Raw genomic sequence first — 23,957 nt, 5'->3', positions numbered from 1 at the left:
TGGAGGCACCCCCCATGGCGCGATCACCTTACGGCAACTACGGCCACGCGATCCTGACCGCCGGAGCGCTGCGCACGCCCGATCGGGTGGCGCTGACGTACTGCGGTGAGCAGAGCTTCACCTACGACCGGCTCAACCGGAACGTCAACCGCATCGCCAACGCCCTCCTCGCGGCCGGCGTCGCGCCGGGGCAGCGGGTGGCCGCGCTGCTCAACGAGACGCTGCGGGTGGCCGAGGTCTACCTGGCGCAGGCCAAGATCGGGGCGGTCACGGCGGCGCTGAACCCGTACTGGCCGGTGGAGACGCTGCGGGACGTGGTGGCGGCCTCCGGCTGCACGGCCTTCGTGTACGACGCCACCGTCGAGGACGTCGTCGGCCGGATCCGCGACTCGCTGCCCGGCGTGACCACCTGGATCGACGTACGGGACCTGCCCGGCGCGCCCGACGACGAGCCGCCGCTGAGCGGGTTCCACGACGACCCGCTGGCGCTCTACTACACCTCGGGGACCACCGGGCTGCCCAAGGCGGTCGTGCACACGCACGCGTCGTCGCTGGCCACGGCCCAGATCTGGCTGGACGTGCCGCGCGCGCCCGACTCGGTGTTCGGGACGGGCGCGATCATCTGGGGCATCGGCTTCCCGGCCATCGTGGGGCCCGCCCTGTACGCGGGGATGCGGCTGGTGCTGGAGCAGGACTGGGGCCCGGCGAACTTCCTGCGGGTGGTGCCCCGCGAGCGGGTCACGCACGTGTCGCAGATCCCGTCGTTCTACTCGGCGCTGCTGGCCTCGCCCGACCACGAGGGCGTGGACCTGTCGTCGCTCCGGGTGATCATGCTGGGTGGCGAGCCGCTGACGGCGACCATGCTCGACCGGATCAAGGCGCGGCTGCCGGAGGCGGGCGTGTTCTCGTACTACGGGCAGACCGAGGCGCCGTACACGTGCATGGGGCGGGTGGACGACGGTTCCACGCCGCTGGGGTCGTCGGGGCGGGCCCGCACGGGCAACGCGGTGCTGATCACCGACACACAGGGCGACCGGGTGATCGACGAGGTCGGTGAGATCAACCTGGCCGGGCCGCACCGGATGGCGGGCTACGACGGCCTGCCGGACAAGACGGCGGAGGTGCTGCGCGGCGACTGGTACGTCGGCGGCGACCTCGGCACGATCTCCGCCGACGGCGTGCTGCGCGTGCTCGGGCGGCGCGAGGACGCGATCGTCAAGGGCGGCGTCTGGACCCAGCCGTCCGTCATCGAGGAGGCGGCCTCGGCGCTGGACGGAGTGGCCGAGGCGGGCGCGGTCGGGGTGCCCGAGGGCGCCGCCGAGCAGCGGGTGCTGCTGGCCGTCGTACCGCGCGCCGGGCACGGCCTGGACGCCTCCAAGCTGGCGCTGGCCCTGGCCGACCTGCTGCCCGCGCACCAGTGCCCCGACCATATCGTGGTGGCCGAGGAACTGCCGCACTCGCAGGACGCCTCCGGCGGACCCGGCAAGCTGCTGCGCAGGAAGATCCGCGAGCTGCTCACGTGACCATCTACGAACACGAGGTCAAGGCGCTGATCAGCGCGGCGGGAGTGCCGGTGCCACGCGGCGTCGTGGTGCGCGGGACCGACTTCGGCGCGGCCCGCGACCTGGCCGAACCGCTGGTGCTGAAGGCGTTCGGGGCCGGCCTCGTCCATAAGAGCGAGAACCAGGCGGTGGCCCTGGGGCTGCGCTTCAGCGAGCTCGAAGCGGTCGCGGCCGGGATGCGGGCCAGGCTGGAGCCCGCCGGGTTCCTGGTCGAGGAGCAGGCCGGGCCGGGGGTCGAGCTGATCGTCGGCCTGGTGCGGGACCCGGCGTTCGGCCCCGTGCTGCTCACCGGGCTCGGCGGCGTGTGGACGGAGGCGCTGCGCGACACCGCGCTGCGGCTCTGCCCGATCTCCGAGCAGGACGCGCGCCGCATGCTGGCCTCCCTGCGCGGCGCCGCGCTGCTGGACGGCTGGCGCGGCGGCCCGCCCGTGGACGTGGACGCCGTGGTCAAGCTGCTCATGACCGTGGGCGGCCCCGGCGGGCTGTGGGAACGGCTGGAGCTGGGCGAGTTCGAGCTGAACCCGGTGATCGCCGGCCCCTCGGGGGTGATCGCGGTCGACGCCCGCCATCTGCCGGGCGAGACGCCGCCCGCCGCCGTGACCAGGACGACGGACTTCCTGCCGCTGTTCGAACCCAGGGCGGTGGCCGTCGCCGGGGCCTCCACGTCCCGGCCGAACTTCGGGAACATGTTCCTGGGCTTCTACCGGGCGGCGGGCGTCCCGCTGGTGGCCGTGCATCCGTCGGCGGACGAGGTGGCCGGGGTGCGCGCGGTGCCGTCGCTGGAGCGGGCCCAGCTCGACCAAGCGGTCGACCACGCGGTCGACTACGCGCTCGTGGCCGTGCCCGCCGAGCGGTGCGCCGAGGTGCTGCGGCAGGCGCGCGGGGTGCCGTTCGTGCAGGTGATGAGCGGCGGGTTCGGCGAGGCCGGGCGGCCCGAGCTGGAGGCCGAGCTGGTCGCTGCGGCGCGGGCGGCGGGCACGCGGCTGCTGGGGCCCAACTGCATGGGCGTCTACTGCCCGCGCGGGCGCCAGACGTTCGTCGGCGGTGGCCTGGGGCCGCCGGGGTCGGTCGCGCTGATCTCGCAGAGCGGCGGCCTCGCGGGCGAGGTGATCAAGGTCGGTGAGGGGCGCGGGCTGGCGTTCAGCAGGGTCGTCACCGTCGGGAACTCCGCCGACGTCACCCCGGCCGAGCTGCTGCGCTGGCTCGCCCGCGACCCCGAGACGCAGGCCGTGGGGCTCTATCTGGAGGACCCGAGAGACGGGCGGGAGCTGTACGCGGCGCTGCGGGCCGCCGACCTGCCCGTGGTGCTGCTGGTCGGCGGGCGCAGCGGGCAGGGCCAGGAGGCGGCGGCCTCGCACACCGGCGGCCTCGTGAGCGACCGGCGGATCTGGGAGGCGGTTGCCGAGCAGGCGGGAGCCGCGCTGGTGTCGAGCCAGGACGACCTGATCGGGGTGCTGGCCTACTTCCAGGCGCACGGCTCGCGCGTCACCTCCGGCGACCAGGTGCTGGTGGTGGGGCCGAGCGGGGGTGCGAGCGTGCTGGCGGCGGACGCGTTCGACCTGGCCGGGGTACGGCTCGGCGCGCTGCCCGGCGACCGCCTGGCCGCGCTGCGCGGGCTCGGGGTGGTGGCCACGGGCAACCCGCTCGAAGTGCCCGTGGGGCCCATGGGGCGGCCCGGGCTGGTGGCCGAGGTGGTCGACGCGCTCGGGGTGCCGTACCGGGACGTGGTGGCGCACGTGAACGTCCAGGCGTTCTTCACCTACGGCGACGCGGCCGAACCCCTGTACGCGTACACGCGGGCCTTGGCCGGAGCCCAGGCCGCGCGGCCGGCCACCAGGATCACCCTCGTCACCAGGAACGGCGAGTGCGCGCCCCCGGGCGCCGAGGACGAAGTGAGGCGGATCGCGGCGGCGGCGGGGATCCCCGTCTACCGCTCCATGGAGGCGGCCGCCGTGGCCGTCGCGGCTGGAGGACGCTATGGGGCTGCTTGACGGCAAGGTCGCGCTGATCACCGGCGGGGCGCGGGGCATGGGGGCGGCGCACGTGCGGCTGTTCCTGGCGGAGGGCGCGCGGGTGGTGTTCGGGGACGTGCTGGACGAGGAGGGCAAGGCGCTGGCGGAAGAGACCGGGGCGACGTACGTGCGTCATGACGTGACGAGCCCGGAGGAATGGGACCGGGCCGTGGAGACGACGACGGACACGTACGGGAAGCTCGACATCCTGGTCAACAACGCCGGGATCCTGAAATTTCGGCGAATCGCCGAAATGTCGCCCGACGACTTCGACCGGATCATCGGCGTCAACCTCAAGGGCACCTGGCTGGGGATCAAGTCGGTGATCGAGCCCATGAAGGCGGCCGGGCGCGGCGCGATCGTGAACATCTCCTCGATCGAGGGCTTCGTCGGGGCCGAGGGGCTGTCGGCGTACGCGGCCTCGAAGTTCGGGGTGCGCGGCGTCACCAAGTCGGCGGCGCGGGAGCTGGCCAGGTTCAAGATCCGGGTGAACTCGGTGCACCCCGGCGCGATCAACACCGCGATGGTCATGGATCCGGAGATGATGCGCGAGGTCGACGCCGACGCCTTCGCGAAGTCCATGGTCATCAAGCGGTTCGCCAAGCCCGTCGAGGTGTCGCACGTGGTGGCGTTCCTGGCGTCGGACCGGTCCAGCTACTGCACGGGCAGCGAGTTCACGGTCGACGGGGGTCTACTGACGGGCGCAGGGTACTGAAATCTCACCCAAAGGTAGATCTTTTTACATTAAACCACCTTAGTTTGGACATTTCTGGCAGCATCGCTGACCTGCGGATTCGATCCCGAGGAAGACATGGGTCTTTCTTGGAACGTGCTTGACCTGGGGTTACGACTTGGTAACCTCACTCATCACGTAAGACGACAGGCCTCCGGTTTTGTCACACGCGTCCCGGGTTGCACCTCTACCCCGTGTCGCGTGCGCAAACCCGGTCTTGCCCGGAAGGTTGCCCCTCACTTCCATGACGCCAGAGATGCAGAAGTACATCGACCTGCTCGAGAGTCAGCTCGGCTACTCGGAGAAGTCAGGCGATTACACCAAGTTCGGTGACTGGTACGGCAAGAACATCGAGTTCGACGCCGACTACGCCTCCGCTCCCTGGTGTGACATGTATCTCTCCTGGGCCGCGCACAAGCTCGGCTACGAGGAGTGGATCGGGCAGTTCGCGTGGACGGTCGCGCACGCCAAGTGGTTCAAGGAGCAGGACGCGTGGGGGAAGACGCCCAAGGTCGGCGCGTTCGTCTTCTACGACTGGAGCGGCACGAACAGCATCGACCGCATCGACCACGTCGGCATCGTGACCAGGATCGAAGGCGACACGATCTACACGATCGAGGGCAACATCGACGGAGGCGTCGCCAAACGCAAGGAACGTGACACGAGCAAGGTCGTCGGGTACGGCTATCCGCAGCGTGTCAAGGAGCGGCTGGACAAGGAGGCCGCGAAGAAGGAGGCCCCGATCGAGATCGGGGACGAGGCGCTCAGCTCCATGATCCCCCGGCCGGACGGAGACCCCGTCCCGCTGATCGCCCACCCAGGCGAGTCGGCCCAGAAGCAGGACCAGGGCCGCATCCAGCTCCAGAACGAGTCGCCCGCCAAGGGCAAGACCAAGACCCAGACCCGCGCGGAAGAGCCGGCCAGGCAGCCCGCGACGTCCCCTCAAAAGGCCCCGCAGGCCGCCCCCTCGGGCACACCCACGGGCGCGCCCAAGAAGGGCAAGCACGCCAAGCCGGCCACGGCCGACACCACGGCGGAGACCGCCAAGCCCCTCCCGACCCACGTGGACGCCTCCGCCGGCAGCCCGCTGCCGAGCGTCGACTCCCCCACGCTGATCGGCTCGGCCCTGGTGGCCGCCATCGCGCTGCTCGCGGTGGCCAAGACCCGCCGCCTCCGCCTGGCTCCGGCGCCCGCCGCGGCGGCGTCGTCCCGCCCGTCCCGCCCGTCCCGCTCCAAGGCGGGCCGCCGCCGCCGGCGCAGGGCCACCACGGCGCCGGTCACGGCCACCGTCTCGCGCCGGGACCCGCTGGAGGTCCTGGACGCTCCCAAGCGCTCTGTGGAGACGCCCAGGCATCGCCGGCTGGAGACCAGGCCGTTCGATCTCGCCACGGACGCCGCGCCGGCCCAGGCCGCTTCCAGGCCCCACCGCCACGCCGCCGGTACGAAACCGCTCGACACCGAGCCGTTCACACCCGCGTTCGACGCCGACCCCTTCGAGGCCGACTTCGACCGGAGCAGCTTCGCCTTCACCGAGGACACCGGGACGATCGCGGCCATCCAGGACGACACGGGACCGCTGGAGCTCATCCTCGACACCGGACCCCTGCGGCGCGTCGTCGACACGGGCCCGTTCGAGCGCATCGTGATCCCCGGCGCGACCAGCCCGTGGGACGCCTTCGCCCCGTCCAGGCGCCGCGACATCTCCGCCACCTACCGGGGCCGGCGGCGCAGCCCCGTCGTCGAAGAGGGGGCGGTCTTCCAGACCGACGCCCCGCCGCGCGGGCGCCGGCACCGGCAGGCGTTCCCGCAGGAGACCCCGCTGCGCGGCCGCCGCCACCGGGCGGTGCCGGACGACGATGGGCGGCTGGTCGGCGCGGGCGGCGGAAGGGGTCGTCACCGCGCCTGAGCAAATCGGGAACTCCAATTCCGCGTCCAGCCCCCGTCCGAGTGGGAGGAATGGGCGGACGACGATGAGGAACCGGCGGAGGTAGCGGAGCCGCCCGATCAGGCCGAGCTCTGCGTCAGGAAGAACACCCTGGTCAGGGTCGAGGACCAGCTCTGCGACGACGAGGTGAAGGGCTACGCCTGGTGGTACGTCGCCACCACGCCGAAGGTCCCGGTCATCGGCGGGAAGGCGAAATCCGGCGCGAGTCAAGTTCCCGCAGTGGGTGCGAAAGTCGCGAACGGCTCGTTCTACATGCCCGTTCATGCCGGCTCGTTCAATAGGAAAGATCACGACCCGCCGGTGTTCCTGACCCCGTAGTCGGTGGCGAAGGCGGTCAGCCGGGATACCGCGTCCCGGCTGCGCGTCCACGGCCGGACGATCAGGCGCTCCACCCCCAGCCCCGCCCACACGGCCACCTCGTCCGGGGAGGCCAGCTCATAAGCGTGCGCCGTCACGGGCACGCCCGCCCCGAGCCGGTCGAGTTGCGGCTTGATCGACTCGGTCGTGTGCGGCATGCTGATCCACCCGTCGCACAGCCGGGCCGCCCTGCGCAGCGCGGCCGCCGACTCGCCGCCCGCGAGGATGGGCAGCCGCCGCTGCACCGGTTTCGGCTCGAAGGCGACCTCGGGGAAGGAGTAGAACCGCCCGGAGTGGGCGACCACCGGGTCGCTCCAGAGCCGCCGGACCACCTCGATCGCCTCGTCCAGCCGCGCCCCCCGCGTCTCGAACGGCACCCCGGCCGCGTCCCACTCCCCGCGATACCAGCCCGCCCCGACCCCGCAGATGGCCCGCCCCGAGGAGACCACGTCCAGCGTGGCGAACGCCCGGGCGGACACGAAGGGGTGGCGCAGGGCCAGCAGTTGCACGGCCGTGCCGAGCTTGACGCGGGAGGTGTGGGCGGCCAGCCAGCACAGGTACGCGGGAGCGTCGAACAGCGGCGTCGCCGGCTTGATCCCCGGGTCCGAGGTGCCCGGGTAGACGGCCAGGGACAGGTCGGTGGCGAAGACGAGGTGCTCGGGCAGCCAGACCGACTCGAAGCCCAGCTCGTCGGCGGCCATCGCCACGTCCTTCCAGGCGGCCGGGTGCAGCAGGCCGAGCGGCACACCGAACTTCACGGGTATCTCCCCAGATCGCCGCCGGTCAGGGTGTGGCGGAGGCGTTCGCGGTGCGCGGCCGTGGTGCCGTACGCGGCGGACAGGGACCAGGCCCGCGCGAGCCAGAACCGCAGGTCCAGCTCCTCGGTGTAGCCGATCGCCCCGTGCACCTGCAGCGCCACCCGCGCGGCCAGGGTCGCGGCCTCCCCGGCGGCGGCCTTGGCGGCGCTCACGTCGCGATCGGCGGTGGGCACGTCGCCGTCCACCGACAGCGCCGCCCGCCAGACCAGCGGCGCGGCGAACTCGACGGCCACCGCCACGTCCGCGAGCTGGTGCTTGACCGCCTGGAACGACCCGATGGCGGCCCCGAACTGGGTGCGGACCCGCGCGTACCCGACGGTGACCGCGAGCAGTTCCCTGGCGACCCCGATGAGCTGCGCGGAGGTCGCCACCGTGATCCGCCGCGAGATCGCCTCGACGGACCCGCTCAGCGGCTCGGACGCCTCGAAGGACACCTCGAACAGCGGGCGGGACGAATCCGGTCCACGCCGGGGAACCAGGCGCGCGGACTCGCGGGCGACCACGCGTAACCCGTCGTCCCGCGCCACCACGATGAGGTCGGCGAGGTCGGCGTCCGAGGCGTGGTCCTGCCCGGCCGGCACTATGCCGACGCACAGCTCCCCGGACGCCGCGCCCGGCAGGTACGCGGCCGCCACGACGGTCTCCGCGACCGGCCCCGGCAGGCAGGCCCGCCCGGTCTCCTCCAGCGCGGGCACGACATCGGCCAGCCCGAGCCCCAGCCCGCCGGCCTCGGCGGGCGCCAGCAGCCCGAAGAACCCCAGCCCGGCCAGCTCCTTCCAGGCGGGCCGCCGCTCGCCGCGCAGCGCGGCCGCCGGGCAGTGCGCCCGCAGCACGTCGCACACGGTCTCCGCCAGGGCGAGCTGCTCCTCCGTGAAGCCGAAGTTCATCGCGGCAGCCCCAGAACTCGTTCGGCGACGATCGTGCGCTGGATCTCGTTCGTCCCGGCGTAGATCGGCCCGGCCAGCGCGAACAGGAACCCGTCCAGCCAGTCCGTCTCCCCCGCCCGCTCGCCCAGCAGCTCCATGGCCAGGGCGTGCATGCGCAGGTCCAGCTCGGACCAGAAGATCTTGCCCAGGCTGGCCGCCGACCCGAGGTCCTCGCCCGCCATGATCCGCCGCGCCGTCCCGAACGTGTGCAGCCGGTACGCCTCCGCCTCAGCCCAGCACCGCGCGGCCCGGTCGGCGAGCGCCGGATCGGCCCCGCGCGCCAGGCGGACGAGCCGGTCGGCGGTGGCCAGGAAGCGCCCGGGGCTGCGCAGCGCCAGGCCGCGCTCCGACGACGTGGTGGCCATCGCGATCCGCCACCCTTGCCCGGCCTCGCCCAGCACCATCGACTCGGGCACGAACACCCCGTCGAAGTGCAGTTCGGCGAAGCCCGGCAGCCCGTCGAGCTGCGCGATCGGCCGCACGGCCACGTCGTCGAGGGGGAACAGGAAGTACGTCAGCCCTTTGTGCCGGGCCCCCGAGGTGCGGAACAGGCCGAACCCGTGGGTGGCGTAGGCGGCGCGGGAGCTCCACGTCTTGTGCCCGTACAGGCGCCAGCCGCCGGGCGCGGGCTCGGCGCGTGAGGTCAGCGCGGCCAGGTCGCTGCCCGCCTCCGGCTCCGACCACGCCTGCGCCCAGACGTCGGCGCCGGAGGCCATCCGGGGCAGCCAGCGGGCCCGCTGCTCGGGGGTGCCGAACCGCATGAGTGACGGGGCCAGCAGGAAGATGCCGTTCTGGGTGACGCGGGCGGGGGCGCCGGCGGCCCAGTATTCCTCCTCGAAGATCAGCCATTCGATCAGGGAGGCGCCACGGCCGCCGTACTCGTCGGGCCAGGAGACGACGGACAGCCGCGCGCCCGCGAGTTTCGCCTCCCAGGCGCGGTGTGCCTCGAAGCCGTCGGGGGTGTCCATGGACGGGAGCGGTCCCGGCGCGTACGTGCTCAGCCAGGCGCGAACCTCGGCGCGGAAGTCCCGCTCGGCCGGGGAGAAGTCGAGATCCACAGCAACCAAACTAGCGCACGCTTGGTATTGTCGCCAGCTCGCTTGATGCGGACTTAGTGTGGGGCTGTGCAGGGACTGCTGCTGCGGCTCTCGACGCTCGACGCGGACGCGGAGAGCGCGGTGCGGGTCATCGCCTACTTCGACTCGCTGGTGCGCGGCCACGTGAGCGTGCCCGTGCTGCTCAAGGCCACGGCCCGGCTGACGCAGTGCCCGGTCGGCCTGTTCGACGCGGCCACCGGGCGGCGCACCCGCACCTCGCCCGGCGGCGCGCTCGACACTCCCGCGTCCGCGCCGGCCTCGGTGCGGGAGCTGAGCTCGGGGCTCGGGTCGGTCTGGATGGAACGCGAGGGGCCGGCGCACGGGCTCGACGAGATCGTGCTCGAACGGTACGCGGTGGCGGCCGAGGTCACCCTGGAACGCGCCGCCGCGCTGACCCGGACCGGGCGGGACCCGGCGCTGGTCGAGCTGGTGCTGTCGGCCGAGACCGGCGAGGCCGAACGCGCCCGCGCCCTGCGCCTGCTCGGCTTCGACCCGGCCACCCCGCTCCAGGCGCTGGCCATCGCCCTGCCCGACACCGAACCGCCCAACCGAGGACTGCCCGACCGGGGGCTGCCCGACCGAGGGCTGCCCGACCAGGGGCTGGCCGCCGGATTGCGCATGATGGGGCACCATGTGCGGGCCGCCACGATCGGCGACACCCAGGCCGTGCTGGTGGCGACCACCCTGCCCGAGCTGCCCGACGGGGCCAGGATCGGGATCGGCCCCGAGCTGCCCGGGGCGCGGGCGGCCGAGTCGTGGACGGGCGCCCGCACCGCGCTGCGCTTCACCGGCCCCCACGACCGGGTCATGCGCTGGTCCGACCTGGGCGCGCTGGCGCTCTTCGCCGACCTGCCCGAGGCCGCGATCGCGGGCCTGGCCGACGTCCAGGCGATGGCCGGGCTGGGCGAGGAGTCACTGCTCGCGGTGCGGGCCCTGTGCCTGGCGGGCTCGGTACGCGGCGCGGCCGTCGCCCTGCACCTGCACCACAGCTCGCTGGCCGGGCGCATCGCGCGGGCGGAGTCCGTACTCGGATTCTCGCTCGCCGATCCGGCCGGCCGCACGCGCGCCCACCTGGCCCTCGCCCTCACCCGCCTTCAGGCGAACCCGCCGGTCAGAGGCCGAGCCCCCGCTTGAGCGCCACCACCCTGGTCTCCCTGGCCCGCCTGCTCAGCGCGGTGTCGGGCACCATGCCGTCGAACCCGTGGAAGGCCCCCGGGTAGAGGTGGAACTCGGTGGACACCCCGGCCCGCGTCAGCCGCAGGGCGTAGTCCATGTCCTCGTCCCTGAACACCTCCAGCTCACCGACGTCGATGAACGCGGGCGGCAGCCCGGCGAGGTCGGTCGCCCTGGCCGGAGCCGCGTACGGGGACACGTCGTCGGTGCCGACCCGGTCGCCGAGCAGCGCGGTCCAGCCGAAGATGTTGGCGCTCCTGTCCCAGACCACCGCCTCGGTGAACTCGTGGCTGGACGGCGTGATGTTGCGGTCGTCCAGCATCGGGCAGACGAGGAGCTGGAAGGCCACGTCGGGCCCGCCCCTGTCGCGGGCCAGTAGCACGGTCGCGGCGGCGAGCCCGCCGCCCGCGCTGGCCCCGCCGACGGCCAGCCGCGCCGGGTCGATGCCCAGCTCGTCCGCCGTCTTGGCGGTCCACACCAGGCCCGCGTAGCAGTCTTCGACCGGCGCGGGATGCGGGTGGTCGGGGGCCAGCCGGTAGTCGACGGACACCGCCACGATGCCGAGCCGTTCGACGTAATCGATCATCATCGCGTCGTCGATCTCGGGAACCCCGATGATCATTCCACCGCCGTGGATCCAGAAGAGCCCCGGCCGTCCCTGAACGTCCCCGCCGGGCCGGTAGATCCGGACCCGGATGTCCGGCTCGCCGTCGGGCCCCGGGACCTGCCGGTCCTCGATCACCACGGTGGTGTCCGACGGCGGCGCGGCGGCCAGCATCGCGTTGACCTGGGCGCGGTGCCCCGGCAGCTCTTCGGGCGTCAGGTTCGCCATGTCGAACGCCGGAAGAGGCGCACGCTCAAGCGTGGCCCGGATTTCCGGGTCCAGGTTGGGGTGGAATGCCATGAGGTTTCCCTTCCACGGTGCTACGAGGCCTACTCCTCGATCGTCAGAGTCCGTGGCCGGGTCGCACAACCGCCATCCGGCGGTGATTGCCCGCCTCAGCCCCGCCGTTCGGCGAGCAGGCCCACCACACTCTCGGCCAGCGGGGCGGCGCTGGCCGGGTTCTGGCCGGTGGCCAGGCGGCCGTCCACCACCACCTGAGCCTGCCACGTGTCACCGGGCTCGTGCCGAGCGCCACGCTCTGCCAGCTTGTCGGCCAGCAGGAACGGCACCACGTGCGCCACCCCGCGCAGCTCCTCCTCCGTGTTGGTGAACGCCGCCACGCGCCTGCCCGCCACCAGGTACGAGCCGTCGGACAGCGTCAGGTTCACCAGCGCGGCCGGGCCGTGGCAGACGGCCGCGACGACGCCGCCCCGCTCGTACACCTCTCGGCCGACGCGGATCACGTCCGGGTCGTCGGGGAAGTCCCACATCGTGCCGTGGCCGCCGGCGTAGAGCACGGCGTCGTAGCGGGAGGCGTCGACGTCGGCCAGGCGGAGGGTGTTGCGCTGTTCGGGGGAGGCGACGAAGGCGGCCTGCGCGGGGTCGGCCGGGTCGTAGCCGTCCTGCGGCGGCTCGCCGCCGCGCACGCTGGCGACGTCCACGTCGAACCCGGCCTTGCGGAAGATCTCCCAGGGGTGGGCGGCCTCGGGCACGTAGTATCCGGTCTTCTCCACGCCGCCGAGGTCGTCGTGGCTGGTCAAAGTGATCAGGATGCGCTTGGTCATGCCTCCGAGCATCGTCCCTATGAGCCATCAGCCACAAATAACGGAACCTGACTCGAGCCATCAGAATAGTGATGTGTCACCACTGTCGCTCGATCTGCTGCGCACCTTTCTCGCGGTGCACAGGACCGGCTCCATCACGGCCGCCGCGCAGACACTCGGCCTGTCGCAGCCGGCGGTGACCGCGCAGGTCAAGTCGCTGGAGTCGGCGCTGGACCGGCCGCTGTTCGACCGGCTGCCGCGCGGCGTCGCGCCCACGCCGGCCGCCGACGAGCTGGCCCGCCGGGTGGCGCCCGCGCTCGACGCGCTGGACGGGGTGGTGGAGTCGGAGCTGCCCTCGGACGAGGCCGTCCATCTGGGCGGGCCCGCCGAGTTCCTGTGCGAGGTGGTGATGCCGATGCTGGCCCCGCTCGTACGCGACGGGCTGCGGCTGCGCTTCACCCTGGGCCTGTCCGACGACCTGCTGGCCGATCTCGCGGCCGGGCGGCTGGACCTGGTGCTGTCCACGATCCGGCCCCGGCTGCGCGGCGTGCGGGCCGACCCGGTGTACGACGAGGAGTTCGTCCTGGTCGCCGCGCCGTTCGTCGAGGAGCCCGCGCCGCTGGTCGCCTACGCCGAGGATCTGCCGATCGTGCGGCGCTACTGGCGCACCGTGTACGGCCGCCGCCCGTCGATGGCCGCCCAGGTCGTCATCCCCGATCTGCGCGGGGTGCTGAGCGCGGTCAGGGCGGGGATGGGGGTGTCGGTGCTGCCCGCGTACCTGTGCCGCGGCGACCTGGCCGCCGGCACCCTGGTCAGGCTGGCGGTCCCGGAGGAGCCGCCGATCAACACCGGCTACCTGGCCGTCCGCTCCGGTGCCGAGGCCCGGCCGGCCGTGGCCCGGGTGCGCGCCCATCTCGTCAAGGAGCTGCGGGCCGCGCCGCCGTACTAGAAGGGCTTGCCCTTGACGCGCGGGTCAAGGGTTAGGGTCGCGACGCCCTCATGCCCTAAGGAGTGTCATGTCACGAGAAGTCAGGCTCGCCACCATCCCGGACGGGCTGCCGCGGCCCGAGCACTTCGTCGTCGCCGAGGTCCCGCGACCCGTGCCTGGCGACGGTGAAGTGCTGGTCCGCAACCGCTACTTCCACGTCTTCGCCGCGCTGAGCACGCTGGTCGGCGGCAGGGTGAAGAACACGCCCATCCCGCCGCTACGCCCCGGCGACACCCTGCCAGGACCCGCGATCGGCGAGGTCGTGTCGGCCGCCGGCGAGCTGCGGCCCGGCGACCTGGTCTTCCACTGGATGGGCTGGCGCGAGTACGCGGCCGTGCCGATCGGCCAGGTCACGCCGCTGGGCGACACGCTGCCCGACCCCGTCGCGCACCTGAGCAAGGGTGACCTCGCCTACGCCGCGCTGACCAGGGACGCCGAGGTCAGGCCCGGGGACACGGTGTTCGTCTCGGGCGCCGCGGGCGCTGTCGGGTCGATGGCCGGGCAGATCGCCCGGTTGCTGGGCGCCGGCCGGGTGATCGGCAGCACCGGCTCGCCGGAGAAGGCCGACCGGCTGGTCGGCGAGCTGGGGTACGACGCGGTGGTGGTCCGCGGCGCGGGGCCGATCGAAGAGCAACTGGCCAAGGCCGCGCCCGACGGCATCGACGTCCTCCTGGACAACGTGGGCGGCGACCAGCTCCAGGCGGCGGTCGCCGCGGCCCGGCCGGGCGCCCGGTTCGTCCTGGTCGGCGCGTTGTCCGGGCAACTGTCCACCAGTGAGACCGGGCTGGTCGAGCTCGACCCGTACCAGCTCATCCTCAAGCGGATCTCGATCAGGGCCTACCAGGGTCAGCAGGAGCGATCCGACTGGCTCGAACGGTTCGGCGACCGGCTGCGCGCGGGCGACCTCACGTTCCCGCATGTCAGGGTGGCGGGCATCGATCAGGCGCCGGGGGCGTTGCACGAGGTGATCACGGGACGGCATTTCGGGACCGTCATCGTCGAGTTGTAGAGGGTTTCCTGGAGGATCGATGCGCATCGGCGACGCCGCGGCCGCGGCGGGCACCACGCCCCGGGCACTGCGCTTCTACGAGCAGCGGGGGCTGCTGACCCCGCCCCCGCGCACGGCCACCGGCCAGCGCGAATACGGACCGCGCGAGGTGGCCAGGGTGCGCCTGATCCGCGACATGCTGTCGCTGGGGCTGACCGTCGAGGACGTCCGCAGTTGCGCCGATCGCCTGCACCTGCTGGAGGGCGACACGCTGCCGCCACGCGGCGGGCCCGGTTGCTCCACCACCGCCGGGGTGGTGGAGCGCCGGCTCGCCGCCCTCGACGCGGAGATCGACCGCCTGTCCCGGCTGCGCGCCCGGCTCGCCGAACGCGCGGCGGAAGAGGCTCCGCTTGACCGCATGACCGAGGAGGCGCCGGTTCGCCGCATGGCCGAGGAGGCCAGGTGATCTAGGGCGTGCCCCAGGAGGCCAGGAGCCGCAGCGACTCCTCCGACACGCCGTCCGGCTCCGGATGCAGCAGGCTGAGCCGCTGCCCGGGGCCGCCGGGCACGTCGAACGTCTCGTAGCGCAGCGTCAGCTCGCCGACCACGGGATGCCGGAACCGTTTGACGCCATGGGTGCGCTCCTTGACCACCCGGCCGGCCCACAGGACGCGGAAGCGCTCACTGCGTACGGACAGCTCGCCGATCAGGGAAAGCAGCGCGGGGTCGTCCGGGTGGCGGCCGGTGGCCAGGCGCAACTGGCCGACGGTGGCGCGCAGGACCTCTTCGTGCTCCGAGTAGAGCGTGGCCGACTGGTCGTGCAGGAAGTTGTACCTGGCCAGGTTCGCGCCGGGGCGGCACAGCCCGGGGAAGAGCGCGTCGGCCAGCCGGTTCCAGGCGAGCACGTCCAGCCGGTGGCCGGTGACCAGCGCGGGCACGTCGGCGTCGGCCACCCGCTCCAGCAGCCGGGCCAGCTCGGGCCGCACCCCGCCGGACGGCCGGGGGCGGGCGCGCGGGGCGGCCAGGTCGAACAGGTGGGCCCGCTCGGCGTCGGTCAGGCCGAGCGCCGTGGCCAACGACTCCAGTACGGACGCCGAAGGTTGAGTGGTGCGGCCCTGTTCGAGGCGGACCAGGTATTCGACGCTGATCCCGGCCAGTTGGGCCAGCTCCTCGCGGCGCAGCCCGCGCACCCGTCTGCGCGGCCCGCCGGCCATTCCCACGTCCTCCGGCGCGACCTCACTCCTGCGCATCCGGAGGAAGGCGCCCAGCTCCCTGTTCATGCCACAATTCTGCCGACCGAGGACACGCCCAGCGTGGCCCTCTTCGTACCTGGATCACGGAGGCTCGGCTCGGCATGCTGGCGTCATGTGCCATTCCACTGACAGCCGGCCGCCCGCTCCGCCGATCCAGGGCGAGGTGGCCTCCCACCAACCGGCCGAGCTGACCGCCGCCGACGGCAACCGCCTGCTCGCCTACCGGGCCGAGCCGGCCGAGCCCAACGGGCGCGGCATCGTGATCCTGCCCGACGTGCGCGGTCTGCACCCGTACTACCGTGACCTGGCCGTACGGTTCGCCGAGGCCGGGTTCCGTACGATCGCGGTCGACTACTTCGGCCGTACGGCGGGCCTGGGGGATCGCGGCGACGACTTCGACTTCATGACGCACGTCAAGCAGGTCACCACCGACGGGATCCGCGCCGACGTCAAGGCCGCCACCGACGAGCTGGCGGCCGACGGGCTGCCGGTGTTCTCGGTGGGCTTCTGCATGGGCGGCGCCCACTCGTGGCGGCAGGCGGCCGAGGGCAACGGGCTCGCGGGCGGCATCGGCTTCTACGGCGCGCTGCGCGCCATCGAGGAGCCGGCCACCGGGCCCGGGGCGCCGCTGCTCCTGCTGCGGGCGGGGGCCGACACGGTCTCGACGCCGGAGGACTTCGCCGCGTACGAGGCCGCGCTCACGCGGGTGGGGACCGAGCACGAGAGCCACGTGTACGAGGGCGCGCCGCACTCGTTCTTCGACCGCTCCTACGCCGAGTGGGCGGACGCCTGCCAGGACTCCTGGCGCCGCATCCTGTCCTTCACCGAACGCCACGCCTAACCCAGGTAGGCGGCCCTGACGACGGGATCCTCCCTGATCTCGGCCGGCGACCCGGTGGCGATCACCTTGCCGAGGTCCAGGACGACGATCCGGTCGCAGGTGCCCATGACGAAGCCCATGTCGTGCTCGACCAGCAGCACGGTCGTGTCCAGCGCCCTGATCACCTCACCCAGCCGATCCGTCTGACCGGCGTCCAGCCCGGAGGTGGGCTCGTCGAGCAGCAGCAGCCGGGGCCGGTCGGCCAGCGCCCTGGCCAGCTCGACGAGCCGGCGCCGGCCGACGGGGAGCGCGGCGGCGTACGCGTCGCGCAGTGGCGTGAGCCCGCACAGCTCCAGCACCTCGGCCACCCGCTCGCGGCGCTCACGTTCGAGCCGCCGCCGCGACGGCAGCCCGGCCAGGTCGGCGGCGAGCCCGCCACCGCCGCCGTGCCAGTCGAGCGCGGCCAGCACGTTGTCGGCCACGGTCAGCCGGCCGAACACCTGGGTCCGCTGGAACGTGCGGCGCAGCCCGGCCCTGGCCCGCCGGAGCGGTGACACGCCGGTCAGGTCGCGCCCCGCCATCCGTACGAGCCCCTCGTCGGGCCGGCGCAGCCCGGACACCACGTCGAACAGCGTCGTCTTGCCGGCCCCGTTCGGCCCGATCACGCCGCAGACCAGCCCCTCACCCACCTCGAACGAGACCCCGTCCAGCGCCCTGACCCCGCCGAACGCCACCGACACGCCCTCCACGGCCAGCATGGTCACCTCACCCCCAGATAGGCGGCGGTCAACCGCTCGCTGTCGACCTCGGCCCGCGGGCCCGCCCAGGTGACGCGGCCCAGCCGCATGAACGCCACCCGGTCCGCGATCGCCAGCGCCTCCGTGGCCTTCTCCTCGACGAGCAGCAGCGCCACTCCGCGTTCGCGCAGCTCGGCGAAGACCTCGAAGATCTGGCGTACCACCATCGGCGCCAGCCCGAGCGACGGCTCGTCGGCGATCAGCACCCGGGGCGGGCGCACGAGCGCGGGCGCGAGTGTGAGCAGTTGCTGCTCGCCGCCGGACAGGGCGCCCGCGAGCACGCCGCGCCGCTCGGCGAGCTGGGGCAGCCGCTCGTAGACGGGTTCGGGGTCGGCGAGCCAGGTCCGCAGGTTCTCCTCCACGGTGAGGCCGGGGAAGATGCCTCTGCCCTCGGGGGCCAGCATGATCCCGGCCCGGGCCCTGCGGTGGGCGGGCCAGGCGGTGACGTCCTCGCCGTCCAGCAGGATCCTGCCCTGGCTCACCGGCAGGTCTCCGGCCGCCGCCGCGCAGGTGGTGGACTTGCCGGCGCCGTTCGCGCCGAGCAGCGCGACGACCTCGCCGGGGTTGACGGTCAGGTGCACGCCGCGCAGGACGGTGCAGTCCTCGTACCCGGCGACGACGCCCTCCAGCGCGAACAGCGCCCGCCCTTCGTGCGGGGCCTCGGGGATCTCCTCCGTGACGGCCGGGCGGCGGCGGTGGCGCAGCTCGGCCATCTGGGTGAGCACCCCGTCGGGATGCTTGGCCAGGATCATGCCGCCCAGCCCGAACAGGATGGCGCCGACGTGCGCGGACAGGTCCCAGGTCGCCAGCAGCTCGGGTACGGCCACCGCGATCAGCCCGCCGAGCACGGCGCCGCCGATCCGGCGCACGCCCTGCAGCACGACCACGGCCAGCCACACGAACCCGGCGAAGGCCGGCAGATCGGTCGCCGTGATCGACCCCTTGGAGATGGCGAACAGCACGCCACCCAGCCCCGCGATCGCCGACGCCAGCGCGAACAGGACGATCTTGGTACGCGGCGCCGACAGCCCCGACGTCGTGGCCGCCGCCGGCGCCGACCGCACGGCCAGGATCGCCCGGCCGGAGGCGGACCGTTCGAGGTTGCGTACCAGCAACGCCACGCAGCCGATCAGCGCGAGCAGCACCACCACCCGCACACGCGGATCGGAGGTGTCGGCGAAGCCGAACCCGAGCGCGGGCAGCGACCAGCCGATCGTCCCGTTGCTGAACGCGTCCACCTGGAACAGCACCTGGTCGGCCAGCAGCGCCATGGCCAGCGTGGCCAGCGTCAGCACCCGCCCGCCCAGGCGCAGCGCGGGCAGCGCCACGAGCATCCCGACGGCCGCCGCCGCGAGCACGCCCAGCACGATCGCCACGAAGAACGGCAGCCCGGACGCGAACGCCCAGCCGCAGGTCAGCGCGGCCATCGAGGCGAACGCGGCCTGGGCCAGGTTCACCATGCCGCCGATCCCGGTCACCACCACGAACGAGCAGAAGATCAACGCCAGCACGAGCCCCTGCGCCGCGACGCCGACGTAGTACTCGGAGCCCGTGAACGCGAACACCACCAGCGCGGCCAGCCCGATCGCCCACGGCAGGCGGCGCCGCCAGGGCGGCAACCCGGCCAGGTGGTCGGGCGGCGGCGCGTCCTCGGCCGCGCTGCCGGCGACGCGGTCGCGGGACCTGTTCAGCAGGACGAGCCCGGCGAACAGCAGGATCACCGGCACGGCCGTACGCAGCCCGGTGACCTCCTGGAGGAAGTCGGTGTATCCGGCGACCAGGTTCTGCACGACGCCGAGCGCGAGCCCGGCCGCGAACGTCCACGGGATCGAGCGCAGCCGCCCGAACACCGCCGCCGTGGCCGAGGCGAACAGCAGCACCGTGTACGCGGTCGCGTCCAGCCCGAGCACCGAAACCGCCAGAACCCCGGCCAGCCCGGCGAGCCCGGAGCCGAGCATCCAGGCCAGGGCGGAGGTGGCGTCGGCGTCGATGCCCCGGAGCGTGGCCAGCCGGCGGCGGTCCACGGAGGCGCGCATGCGCAGGCCGTACGGGGTGTGCCGCATGAACGCCCACAACCCGGCCGCCGCCACCGCCGAGAAGGCGAACGTGATGAGCTGGTCGGTGTCCAGGTGCACTCCCCCGCCCACCTCGAACGCCTGGGCGGGGTGCGGCCCGATGCCGCGCGGCAGCGAGGTCGCGTCCGCGGGCGGCAGCCCGGCCAGGTCGACGACGAGCAGGCCGAGCGCGGGCAGCGCGATCGTGAGTCCGATGGTGGCGACGATCTGGGCGGTCTCCCCCGCCTGGGCGAGCCCGCGGAACATGGCCTTGTGCAGGCCGTAGCCGAGCGCGGGCGCGAACAGCGCCACCGACAGCAGGGCCGAGAGCCAGGCGGGCAGGCCGGCCTGGTTGAGCTCGTAGAACAGCAGGGCGGTCAGGAAGCCGATGGCGCCGTGGGCGAAGTTGAAGACGCCGGTGGCGGCGTACGAGAGCGTCAGGCCCGATCCCATGATCGCGAAGATGGCGCCGGTGACCAGGCCGCTGAGGATGTAGCCCAGGATCATTTGAGCGGCACGTTGTCGAAGCACTTCATGCTCTTGGCCACCTGGAAAGCGCCGCCCTCCAGCTTGACCAGAGCGCCGCAGCCGTTCGGCTCGGTGTGGTCCTTGGGATACCGGACCTTTCCGAAGCCGGCGTTCTCGTAGGCGTACGAGCCGTTGCCCGTGGCCAGGAACTTCTCCCTGGTCAGGTCCTTGCCGGTCTTGTTCGCCATGTCGAGGAAGATGTCGGCGGCCCAGTAGCCGATGGCCAGGTGCTGGGTGAGCACGGTGCCGGGGGCGACCTTCTCGACATCCTGCTTGAGCCGGGCGACCTCGGGGGCGTTGGACTCGAAGGGCTCGAACATGGGGGCCGCGATCACGCCCTCCAGGGCCTGGGCGCTGGCGGGGTCCTTCAGGATGGCGGCGTCGTAGCTGGTCGCGTCCGTGAGCACGCCCTTGTAGCCGGCTCGCTTGAGTGCCGCGTAAAGGCCCACGTTGAACTTGGTGCCCGCGATCACCGAGACCACGATGTCGGGCGCCTTGCCGTCGTTCGAGGTCATGATCTTGTTGACGTACGGGAGCCAGTCGGGGGGCGGGGCGGCGGCCGGGAGGCCGGAGTTCACGCCCGCCAGCTTGAAGCCGGCGGCGACGAAGGACTGGGAGATGGTGGTGCCGCCGTACTTGCTGCCGCTGGAGTCGGAGGTCTGTACGTAGACGCTCTTGCCGGCGGCGCCGCCGAGCAGGTCGGCCAGTTGCCTGCCCCACCACGTCTGGGAGCCCGCGCCCGTCTTGGGCGCCAGGCAGCCGTTGTAGCCGAAACCGGTCTTCGTACCGCACCACTGGGGGCCCGTCGCCCACCCGAACCACGGGACGCCCTGCTGTTCGAGGAAGGCCGCGCCGCCGAAGTTGGGGGCGTGCACGGGGACGAGGGCGAAGACCTGATCCTTCTGTACGAGCTTCTTCGCGGCGGCGTCGCCCTTGGCCGCGTCCTGGCCGTCGTCCTCGGCGCCGAGGAACTCGATCTTCCTGCCGTGTACGCCGCCTTCGGCGTTGGCCCGCTCGAACCTGGCCTTCGCGCCGAGCTCGGCGTCCTTGGTCGAGTATCCGCTGGCGCTGGTCTTGGTCAGCACACCGCCGATCTTGATCGTCGTGTCGGTCACGCCGGGGGTGTCGCCGCCCGCGGCCGTACCTCGCTGCTGAGCCGCGCACCCGGCAAGCAGCGCGGCAACCACCATCAGGCCCGATCCCGCCCTGACCGCCACCCCGTACCCACGAGCCATGCTGATGGCCTCCCTCGCCCATTTGGCCTAGCGCTCGCTTGGTTATTGTCCTGAGCGTAAATTCACCCGCCCAGACCGTCAACGGCCGTACCGAGCAACCGCTTGCTCGCAATCAGTACCCCGGACTAGCGTGAACCCCATGCTGATGCGCGCAGCCGTCCTGACCGCCTTCAACGCCCCCATGGAACTTCGCGAGGTGGACATCGCCGACCCGGGCCCAGGCGAGGTCCGCGTCCAGATCAAGGCGTCAGGAGTCTGTGGCTCCGACCTCAAGGCCATGGACGGCAAGAGCCCCGTGGTGAGCCGCCCGCCGTTCATCCTCGGTCACGAGAGCGCCGGAATCGTCGAGAGCGCCGGTACGGGCGTCACGACCGTCAAGCCGGGCGACCACGTCATCATCTCGATGAGCGGCCCCTGCGGCCGCTGCCATCAATGCGGCTCGGGCCGCTTCCACCTCTGCTCGGGCCCGGCCCGCCTGCCCACCATCATGGGCGGCCTCCCCCGCATCACCCTGGACGGCGCGGAGCTCAAACGCTTCATCGGCATCGGCTCCTTCGCCGAGTACGCGGTGGTCGCCGAACCCATGTGCGTAAAAATCCCCAAATCCGCCCCCTTCGACGCCATGTGCCTCCTGGCCTGCGGTGTCATCACGGGCGTCGGCGCCGTCCTCAACGTCGCCAAAGTCCCACCCGGCGCGACCGTCCTCGTCGTGGGCTGCGGCGGTGTCGGCCTGAACGTCATCCAGGGCGCGGTCCTGGCCGGCGCCACCACGATCATCGCCGCCGACGTGGCGGAACCAAAACTCAAACTCGCCGAACGCTTCGGCGCCACCCACACCCTCCAGCCCACCGACCTCCCCAAGCAGGTAGGGGAGCTGACAAGGGGCGGCACGGACTACGCCTTCGACGCGACAGGCGTCCCAGGAGTCCTGGCCCAGGCGTTCGCCTCGACCCAACCAGGTGGCACCACGGTCATGGTGGGCAGCCCGCCCTCTGGCCACCCCATGGAGTTGGACACGGCGCTCCTCTTCTCCTCCCGCCGCCTGATGGGCACCCAAGGCGGCGACTCGGCCCCCCACCGCGACCTCCCCATGCTCACCGCACAGTATTTGGCAGGCCGCCTGGACCTGAACGGCCTGATCACGGAACGCCTCCCCTTGGACCACATCAACGAAGCGGTTGCTCACGTCCGCCAAGGCTCAGTAGCCCGCACTGTCATCACTTTCTAGAGCACGGTCCACGGACGGACAGCGATGACTTGGGCGACTGGCTTACGGGCACTGGTTTCGCTGGTTCTCACCTTCGGGTTCCTCGCCCCCGGTCAGAGCATGGCGGCCGCGCAGGCAAAAGGCCCGACCCTCCGCTACATGGGCCTGGGCACCTGCGGCGGCCAGGCGTGCGGACCATGGAAGGCCTGGTTGAGCGACGACCGGGTCATCCAGCTCAAGGACGCGCGGGCGACCGTCCGCCGCCCTGGAGACAAAACCGCTTTCGCCGCCCCGATGGGGAGCATCATCTCCTTCACCCCCGACGGCTCACGCGCGCTTCTCCACACGGACGGTCATGGCGATGAGGTGGTGGTGTACGACCTGCCGACCTCGACCGTGGTGCGGCGAACCGGACCGGCCCACGCCCTCGCCGCGGACGGCGACACCCTCGCCACGAGGATCGAGGACGGCGGCACCTGGATCACGTTCACCAGTTTGAGCAGGGGAACCGAGGTGCGTCCCCGCGTCTCGGTGCTCACGAGCGGTGTCCACCTGACCTGGAACCGGTCGGGCACGCTGACGATGCTGCTCGCCGTCCACAAGGGGCCATGGCGCAACTACCGGGGATACGACCGCTGGGTGTTCGACCCACGAACCGGTAAGACGCGCAAGGCGGACCGCATCGTCATTCCGCGAGGGCTACGCGCTCACCGAATCGCGGGTTTCTCGTAACGATCTTCGCGGGCCATGTGCGGCGCGGGCTCATGGGGTGGCGGGATCTCCCATGAGCGCGGCGAGGAGCCAGGCGCTGATGCCGTCGGAGCCCGAGGCGATGAAGACTCGGCCGTCCGGAGTGAACGAGGCGACGGTCTGGTCGGAGCCGGTCCAAAGAACGCGGCCGTCGGTGGCGTCGAACAGCACGGCCTGGTAGTCGTCGGCGGTGAACACGGCCGGGCCGCGGCCGGTCCAGCAGGCTCGCGTCGATATGGCCGTCCAGGGCAGCGTGGCGTCGATCGTGAGTGCGGGATCGGCCACCATCACGTCCGTTCGGTCCCCGTCCGCCGTGAACAGACAAGCGGTCGGACGGTCTCCACCGGCTGCGACGAGCCCGGAGCCGTCCGGGGAGAACGCCAACGCGTGGACCGCCGGCAGGCCGGTGTCCCAGGTGGACAGGGCGGCACCGGAATGCGTCTCTCGTACCGAGATCCGGCCGTCCGGCCTGGCGTACGCCAGGCGGCCGCCGGTGTGGTCCAGCGCCACAGGCCCCGTCGCGTCCGGCATGGTCAGCAGGGTACGGCCGGTCGCCGAGTCGGCCACGGTCACCGCACCCACCACGGCGCTGCCACCGGCGAGCCATCGCCCGTCGCCGGACTGGGCGAGCCGGTCGAAGGCGATGTCACCATCCCAGCCGCCATCGGCCGCGAGTTCCTCGCCGATGGCGAAACCATGCCGGAGAACTCCGTCGAGCCCATAGGTTCCCGGACCGTCGCCGCCACCGCCGACGTCGGCGTACCCGATGGTCACCCGCGTACCGTCAGGGCTGAACACCGCGTCCACGGCCGTCGCCTGCCGCGCCAGTACGGCGATCTGGTCCGGCTCTTCGGCGTCGGGATCCGGCCGCAACAACAGCACCTCACCGAGGTCGTTGTTACCGGTCGCACCGGCCCCGGCCAGCACCACGCTCAAGTCATTCGGGCAGGCGACCACGCTGACGTGGAAGTATTCGTCAAGCCGGCACAGCAGTCGATGCGGCGCGTCCGTCACAGCCGCTGATCCTCTCACGAACGGCGGCACCTGCGGCGCCTCCCCCGGCGCCG

Annotated in this window: 20 protein-coding genes and 1 pseudogene; 11 read left to right on the top strand and 10 right to left on the bottom strand. The window is 72.5% G+C overall.

Annotated features, from left to right (window positions below; genetic code table 11):
* Nucleotides 1–14: 14 nt before the first annotated feature.
* The 4 genes and pseudogenes from C4V41_RS00545 to C4V41_RS66020 form a co-directional block, all read left to right on the top strand.
* Nucleotides 15–1,523, top strand: a complete 1,509-nt coding sequence (locus C4V41_RS00545; RefSeq protein WP_103953721.1) for a class I adenylate-forming enzyme family protein — start codon at nucleotides 15–17, stop codon at nucleotides 1,521–1,523.
* Complete coding sequence (locus C4V41_RS00540; RefSeq protein ID WP_103953720.1) at nucleotides 1,520–3,553, top strand: acetate--CoA ligase family protein; 2,034 nt, start codon at nucleotides 1,520–1,522, stop codon at nucleotides 3,551–3,553. The genes C4V41_RS00545 and C4V41_RS00540 overlap by 4 nt, the downstream gene beginning before the upstream one ends.
* The gene (locus C4V41_RS00535) at nucleotides 3,540–4,289 is read left to right on the top strand and encodes a glucose 1-dehydrogenase (protein ID WP_103953719.1); all 750 of its coding nucleotides are present in this window, start codon (nucleotides 3,540–3,542) and stop codon (nucleotides 4,287–4,289) included. The genes C4V41_RS00540 and C4V41_RS00535 overlap by 14 nt, the downstream gene beginning before the upstream one ends.
* A gap of 262 nt (nucleotides 4,290–4,551) precedes the next feature.
* Nucleotides 4,552–4,872, top strand: a pseudogene (locus tag C4V41_RS66020) (CHAP domain-containing protein); the annotation flags it as partial.
* Between the two features lie 1,667 nt (nucleotides 4,873–6,539).
* Here C4V41_RS66020 and C4V41_RS00525 read toward each other — a convergent pair.
* Genes C4V41_RS00525 through C4V41_RS00515 form a run of 3 tightly spaced genes read right to left on the bottom strand, consistent with a single transcriptional unit; the run spans nucleotide 6,540 to nucleotide 9,411 of the window.
* Nucleotides 6,540–7,367, bottom strand: a complete 828-nt coding sequence (locus C4V41_RS00525) for a TIGR03619 family F420-dependent LLM class oxidoreductase (protein ID WP_103953717.1) — start codon at nucleotides 7,365–7,367, stop codon at nucleotides 6,540–6,542.
* Nucleotides 7,364–8,314, bottom strand: a complete 951-nt coding sequence (locus C4V41_RS00520; RefSeq protein ID WP_103953716.1) for an acyl-CoA dehydrogenase family protein — start codon at nucleotides 8,312–8,314, stop codon at nucleotides 7,364–7,366. The genes C4V41_RS00525 and C4V41_RS00520 overlap by 4 nt, the downstream gene beginning before the upstream one ends.
* Nucleotides 8,311–9,411 (bottom strand): acyl-CoA dehydrogenase family protein, encoded by a 1,101-nt coding sequence (locus C4V41_RS00515; RefSeq protein ID WP_103953715.1) that lies wholly within the window; start codon nucleotides 9,409–9,411, stop codon nucleotides 8,311–8,313. Before C4V41_RS00515 ends, C4V41_RS00520 begins: the two co-directional genes overlap by 4 nt.
* A gap of 66 nt (nucleotides 9,412–9,477) precedes the next feature.
* Between C4V41_RS00515 and C4V41_RS00510 the strand changes: the two genes are divergently transcribed.
* On the top strand, nucleotides 9,478–10,584 hold the full coding sequence (locus C4V41_RS00510) for a PucR family transcriptional regulator (RefSeq protein ID WP_103953714.1): 1,107 nt from the start codon (nucleotides 9,478–9,480) through the stop codon (nucleotides 10,582–10,584).
* Here the strand turns inward: C4V41_RS00510 and C4V41_RS00505 are convergent.
* Both C4V41_RS00505 and C4V41_RS00500 read right to left on the bottom strand, forming a co-directional pair.
* Nucleotides 10,562–11,527 carry an alpha/beta hydrolase gene (locus C4V41_RS00505; protein ID WP_103953713.1) on the bottom strand — a complete coding sequence of 322 codons (966 nt, stop codon included), beginning with the start codon at nucleotides 11,525–11,527 and terminating at the stop codon, nucleotides 10,562–10,564. The genes C4V41_RS00510 and C4V41_RS00505 overlap by 23 nt on opposite strands.
* Before the next feature lie 95 nt (nucleotides 11,528–11,622).
* Nucleotides 11,623–12,291: a type 1 glutamine amidotransferase domain-containing protein gene (locus C4V41_RS00500; protein ID WP_103953712.1), complete on the bottom strand. Its 669-nt coding sequence runs from the start codon at nucleotides 12,289–12,291 to the stop codon at nucleotides 11,623–11,625.
* Nucleotides 12,292–12,373: 82 nt separating this feature from the next.
* Here C4V41_RS00500 and C4V41_RS00495 point away from each other — a divergent pair, with 82 nt between their 5' ends.
* The 3 genes from C4V41_RS00495 (at nucleotide 12,374) to C4V41_RS00485 (ending at nucleotide 14,712) form a co-directional block, all read left to right on the top strand.
* Nucleotides 12,374–13,219, top strand: coding sequence for a LysR family transcriptional regulator (locus C4V41_RS00495; protein ID WP_235029918.1), 846 nt, complete (start codon nucleotides 12,374–12,376; stop codon nucleotides 13,217–13,219).
* 67 nt (nucleotides 13,220–13,286) lie between these two features.
* Complete coding sequence (locus tag C4V41_RS00490; protein ID WP_103953710.1) at nucleotides 13,287–14,267, top strand: MDR family NADP-dependent oxidoreductase; 981 nt, start codon at nucleotides 13,287–13,289, stop codon at nucleotides 14,265–14,267.
* A 19-nt stretch (nucleotides 14,268–14,286) separates the two neighbouring features.
* Nucleotides 14,287–14,712, top strand: a complete 426-nt coding sequence (locus C4V41_RS00485; protein WP_103953709.1) for a MerR family transcriptional regulator — start codon at nucleotides 14,287–14,289, stop codon at nucleotides 14,710–14,712.
* Nucleotide 14,713: 1 nt separating this feature from the next.
* Here the strand turns inward: C4V41_RS00485 and C4V41_RS00480 are convergent, their stop codons facing one another.
* Nucleotides 14,714–15,526 (bottom strand): helix-turn-helix transcriptional regulator, encoded by an 813-nt coding sequence (locus C4V41_RS00480; protein WP_103953708.1) that lies wholly within the window; start codon nucleotides 15,524–15,526, stop codon nucleotides 14,714–14,716.
* A gap of 85 nt (nucleotides 15,527–15,611) precedes the next feature.
* On the opposite strand from C4V41_RS00480, the gene C4V41_RS00475 reads away from it, so the two are divergent.
* Nucleotides 15,612–16,340 carry a dienelactone hydrolase family protein gene (locus C4V41_RS00475; RefSeq protein ID WP_103953707.1) on the top strand — a complete coding sequence of 243 codons (729 nt, stop codon included), beginning with the start codon at nucleotides 15,612–15,614 and terminating at the stop codon, nucleotides 16,338–16,340.
* Here the strand turns inward: C4V41_RS00475 and C4V41_RS00470 are convergent.
* The 3 genes from C4V41_RS00470 to C4V41_RS00460 are packed head-to-tail and all read right to left on the bottom strand — an operon-like array spanning nucleotide 16,337 to nucleotide 20,933.
* On the bottom strand, nucleotides 16,337–17,077 hold the full coding sequence (locus C4V41_RS00470) for an ABC transporter ATP-binding protein (RefSeq protein ID WP_103953706.1): 741 nt from the start codon (nucleotides 17,075–17,077) through the stop codon (nucleotides 16,337–16,339). The genes C4V41_RS00475 and C4V41_RS00470 overlap by 4 nt on opposite strands.
* A 2-nt stretch (nucleotides 17,078–17,079) precedes the next feature.
* Nucleotides 17,080–19,677: an ABC transporter permease subunit gene (locus tag C4V41_RS00465; RefSeq protein WP_103953705.1), complete on the bottom strand. Its 2,598-nt coding sequence runs from the start codon at nucleotides 19,675–19,677 to the stop codon at nucleotides 17,080–17,082.
* Nucleotides 19,674–20,933, bottom strand: a complete 1,260-nt coding sequence (locus C4V41_RS00460) for an ABC transporter substrate-binding protein (protein WP_103953704.1) — start codon at nucleotides 20,931–20,933, stop codon at nucleotides 19,674–19,676. Before C4V41_RS00460 ends, C4V41_RS00465 begins: the two co-directional genes overlap by 4 nt.
* A gap of 139 nt (nucleotides 20,934–21,072) precedes the next feature.
* Here C4V41_RS00460 and C4V41_RS00455 point away from each other — a divergent pair, with 139 nt between their 5' ends.
* Both C4V41_RS00455 and C4V41_RS00450 read left to right on the top strand, forming a co-directional pair.
* Entirely contained in the window at nucleotides 21,073–22,161 is a 1,089-nt protein-coding gene (locus C4V41_RS00455; RefSeq protein WP_103953703.1) for an alcohol dehydrogenase catalytic domain-containing protein, read from the top strand.
* Nucleotides 22,162–22,185: 24 nt separating this feature from the next.
* Nucleotides 22,186–22,872 carry a hypothetical protein gene (locus tag C4V41_RS00450; protein ID WP_146103480.1) on the top strand — a complete coding sequence of 229 codons (687 nt, stop codon included), beginning with the start codon at nucleotides 22,186–22,188 and terminating at the stop codon, nucleotides 22,870–22,872.
* A gap of 30 nt (nucleotides 22,873–22,902) precedes the next feature.
* Here C4V41_RS00450 and C4V41_RS00445 read toward each other — a convergent pair whose 3' ends face one another.
* A complete protein-coding gene (locus C4V41_RS00445) occupies nucleotides 22,903–23,904 on the bottom strand; it encodes a WD40 repeat domain-containing protein (protein ID WP_103953701.1) in 1,002 nt (333 codons plus the stop codon).
* Nucleotides 23,905–23,957: the final 53 nt, after the last annotated feature.

It is taken from the genome of Nonomuraea solani (genome assembly GCF_900108335.1).
Taxonomy (GTDB): Bacteria; Actinomycetota; Actinomycetes; order Streptosporangiales; family Streptosporangiaceae; genus Nonomuraea; species Nonomuraea solani.
Note: the sequence above shows the minus strand (reverse complement) of the source record. Positions and strands in the feature narration are given on the sequence as shown.

What these genes read in the sequence shown, in the direction of transcription:
- C4V41_RS00480 (WP_103953708.1), bottom strand. Translation starts at nt 15,526, where the DNA reads ATGAACAGGGAGCTGGGCGCCTTCCTCCGGATGCGCAGGAGTGAGGTC.
- C4V41_RS00535 (WP_103953719.1), top strand. Translation starts at nt 3,540, where the DNA reads ATGGGGCTGCTTGACGGCAAGGTCGCGCTGATCACCGGCGGGGCGCGG.
- C4V41_RS00460 (WP_103953704.1), bottom strand. Translation starts at nt 20,933, where the DNA reads ATGGCTCGTGGGTACGGGGTGGCGGTCAGGGCGGGATCGGGCCTGATG.
- C4V41_RS00455 (WP_103953703.1), top strand. Translation starts at nt 21,073, where the DNA reads ATGCTGATGCGCGCAGCCGTCCTGACCGCCTTCAACGCCCCCATGGAA.
- C4V41_RS00470 (WP_103953706.1), bottom strand. Translation starts at nt 17,077, where the DNA reads ATGCTGGCCGTGGAGGGCGTGTCGGTGGCGTTCGGCGGGGTCAGGGCG.
- C4V41_RS00475 (WP_103953707.1), top strand. Translation starts at nt 15,612, where the DNA reads ATGTGCCATTCCACTGACAGCCGGCCGCCCGCTCCGCCGATCCAGGGC.
- C4V41_RS00490 (WP_103953710.1), top strand. Translation starts at nt 13,287, where the DNA reads ATGTCACGAGAAGTCAGGCTCGCCACCATCCCGGACGGGCTGCCGCGG.
- C4V41_RS00500 (WP_103953712.1), bottom strand. Translation starts at nt 12,291, where the DNA reads ATGACCAAGCGCATCCTGATCACTTTGACCAGCCACGACGACCTCGGC.
- C4V41_RS00545 (WP_103953721.1), top strand. Translation starts at nt 15, where the DNA reads ATGGCGCGATCACCTTACGGCAACTACGGCCACGCGATCCTGACCGCC.
- C4V41_RS00505 (WP_103953713.1), bottom strand. Translation starts at nt 11,527, where the DNA reads ATGGCATTCCACCCCAACCTGGACCCGGAAATCCGGGCCACGCTTGAG.
- C4V41_RS00520 (WP_103953716.1), bottom strand. Translation starts at nt 8,314, where the DNA reads ATGAACTTCGGCTTCACGGAGGAGCAGCTCGCCCTGGCGGAGACCGTG.
- C4V41_RS00450 (WP_146103480.1), top strand. Translation starts at nt 22,186, where the DNA reads ATGACTTGGGCGACTGGCTTACGGGCACTGGTTTCGCTGGTTCTCACC.
- C4V41_RS00485 (WP_103953709.1), top strand. Translation starts at nt 14,287, where the DNA reads ATGCGCATCGGCGACGCCGCGGCCGCGGCGGGCACCACGCCCCGGGCA.
- C4V41_RS00465 (WP_103953705.1), bottom strand. Translation starts at nt 19,677, where the DNA reads ATGATCCTGGGCTACATCCTCAGCGGCCTGGTCACCGGCGCCATCTTC.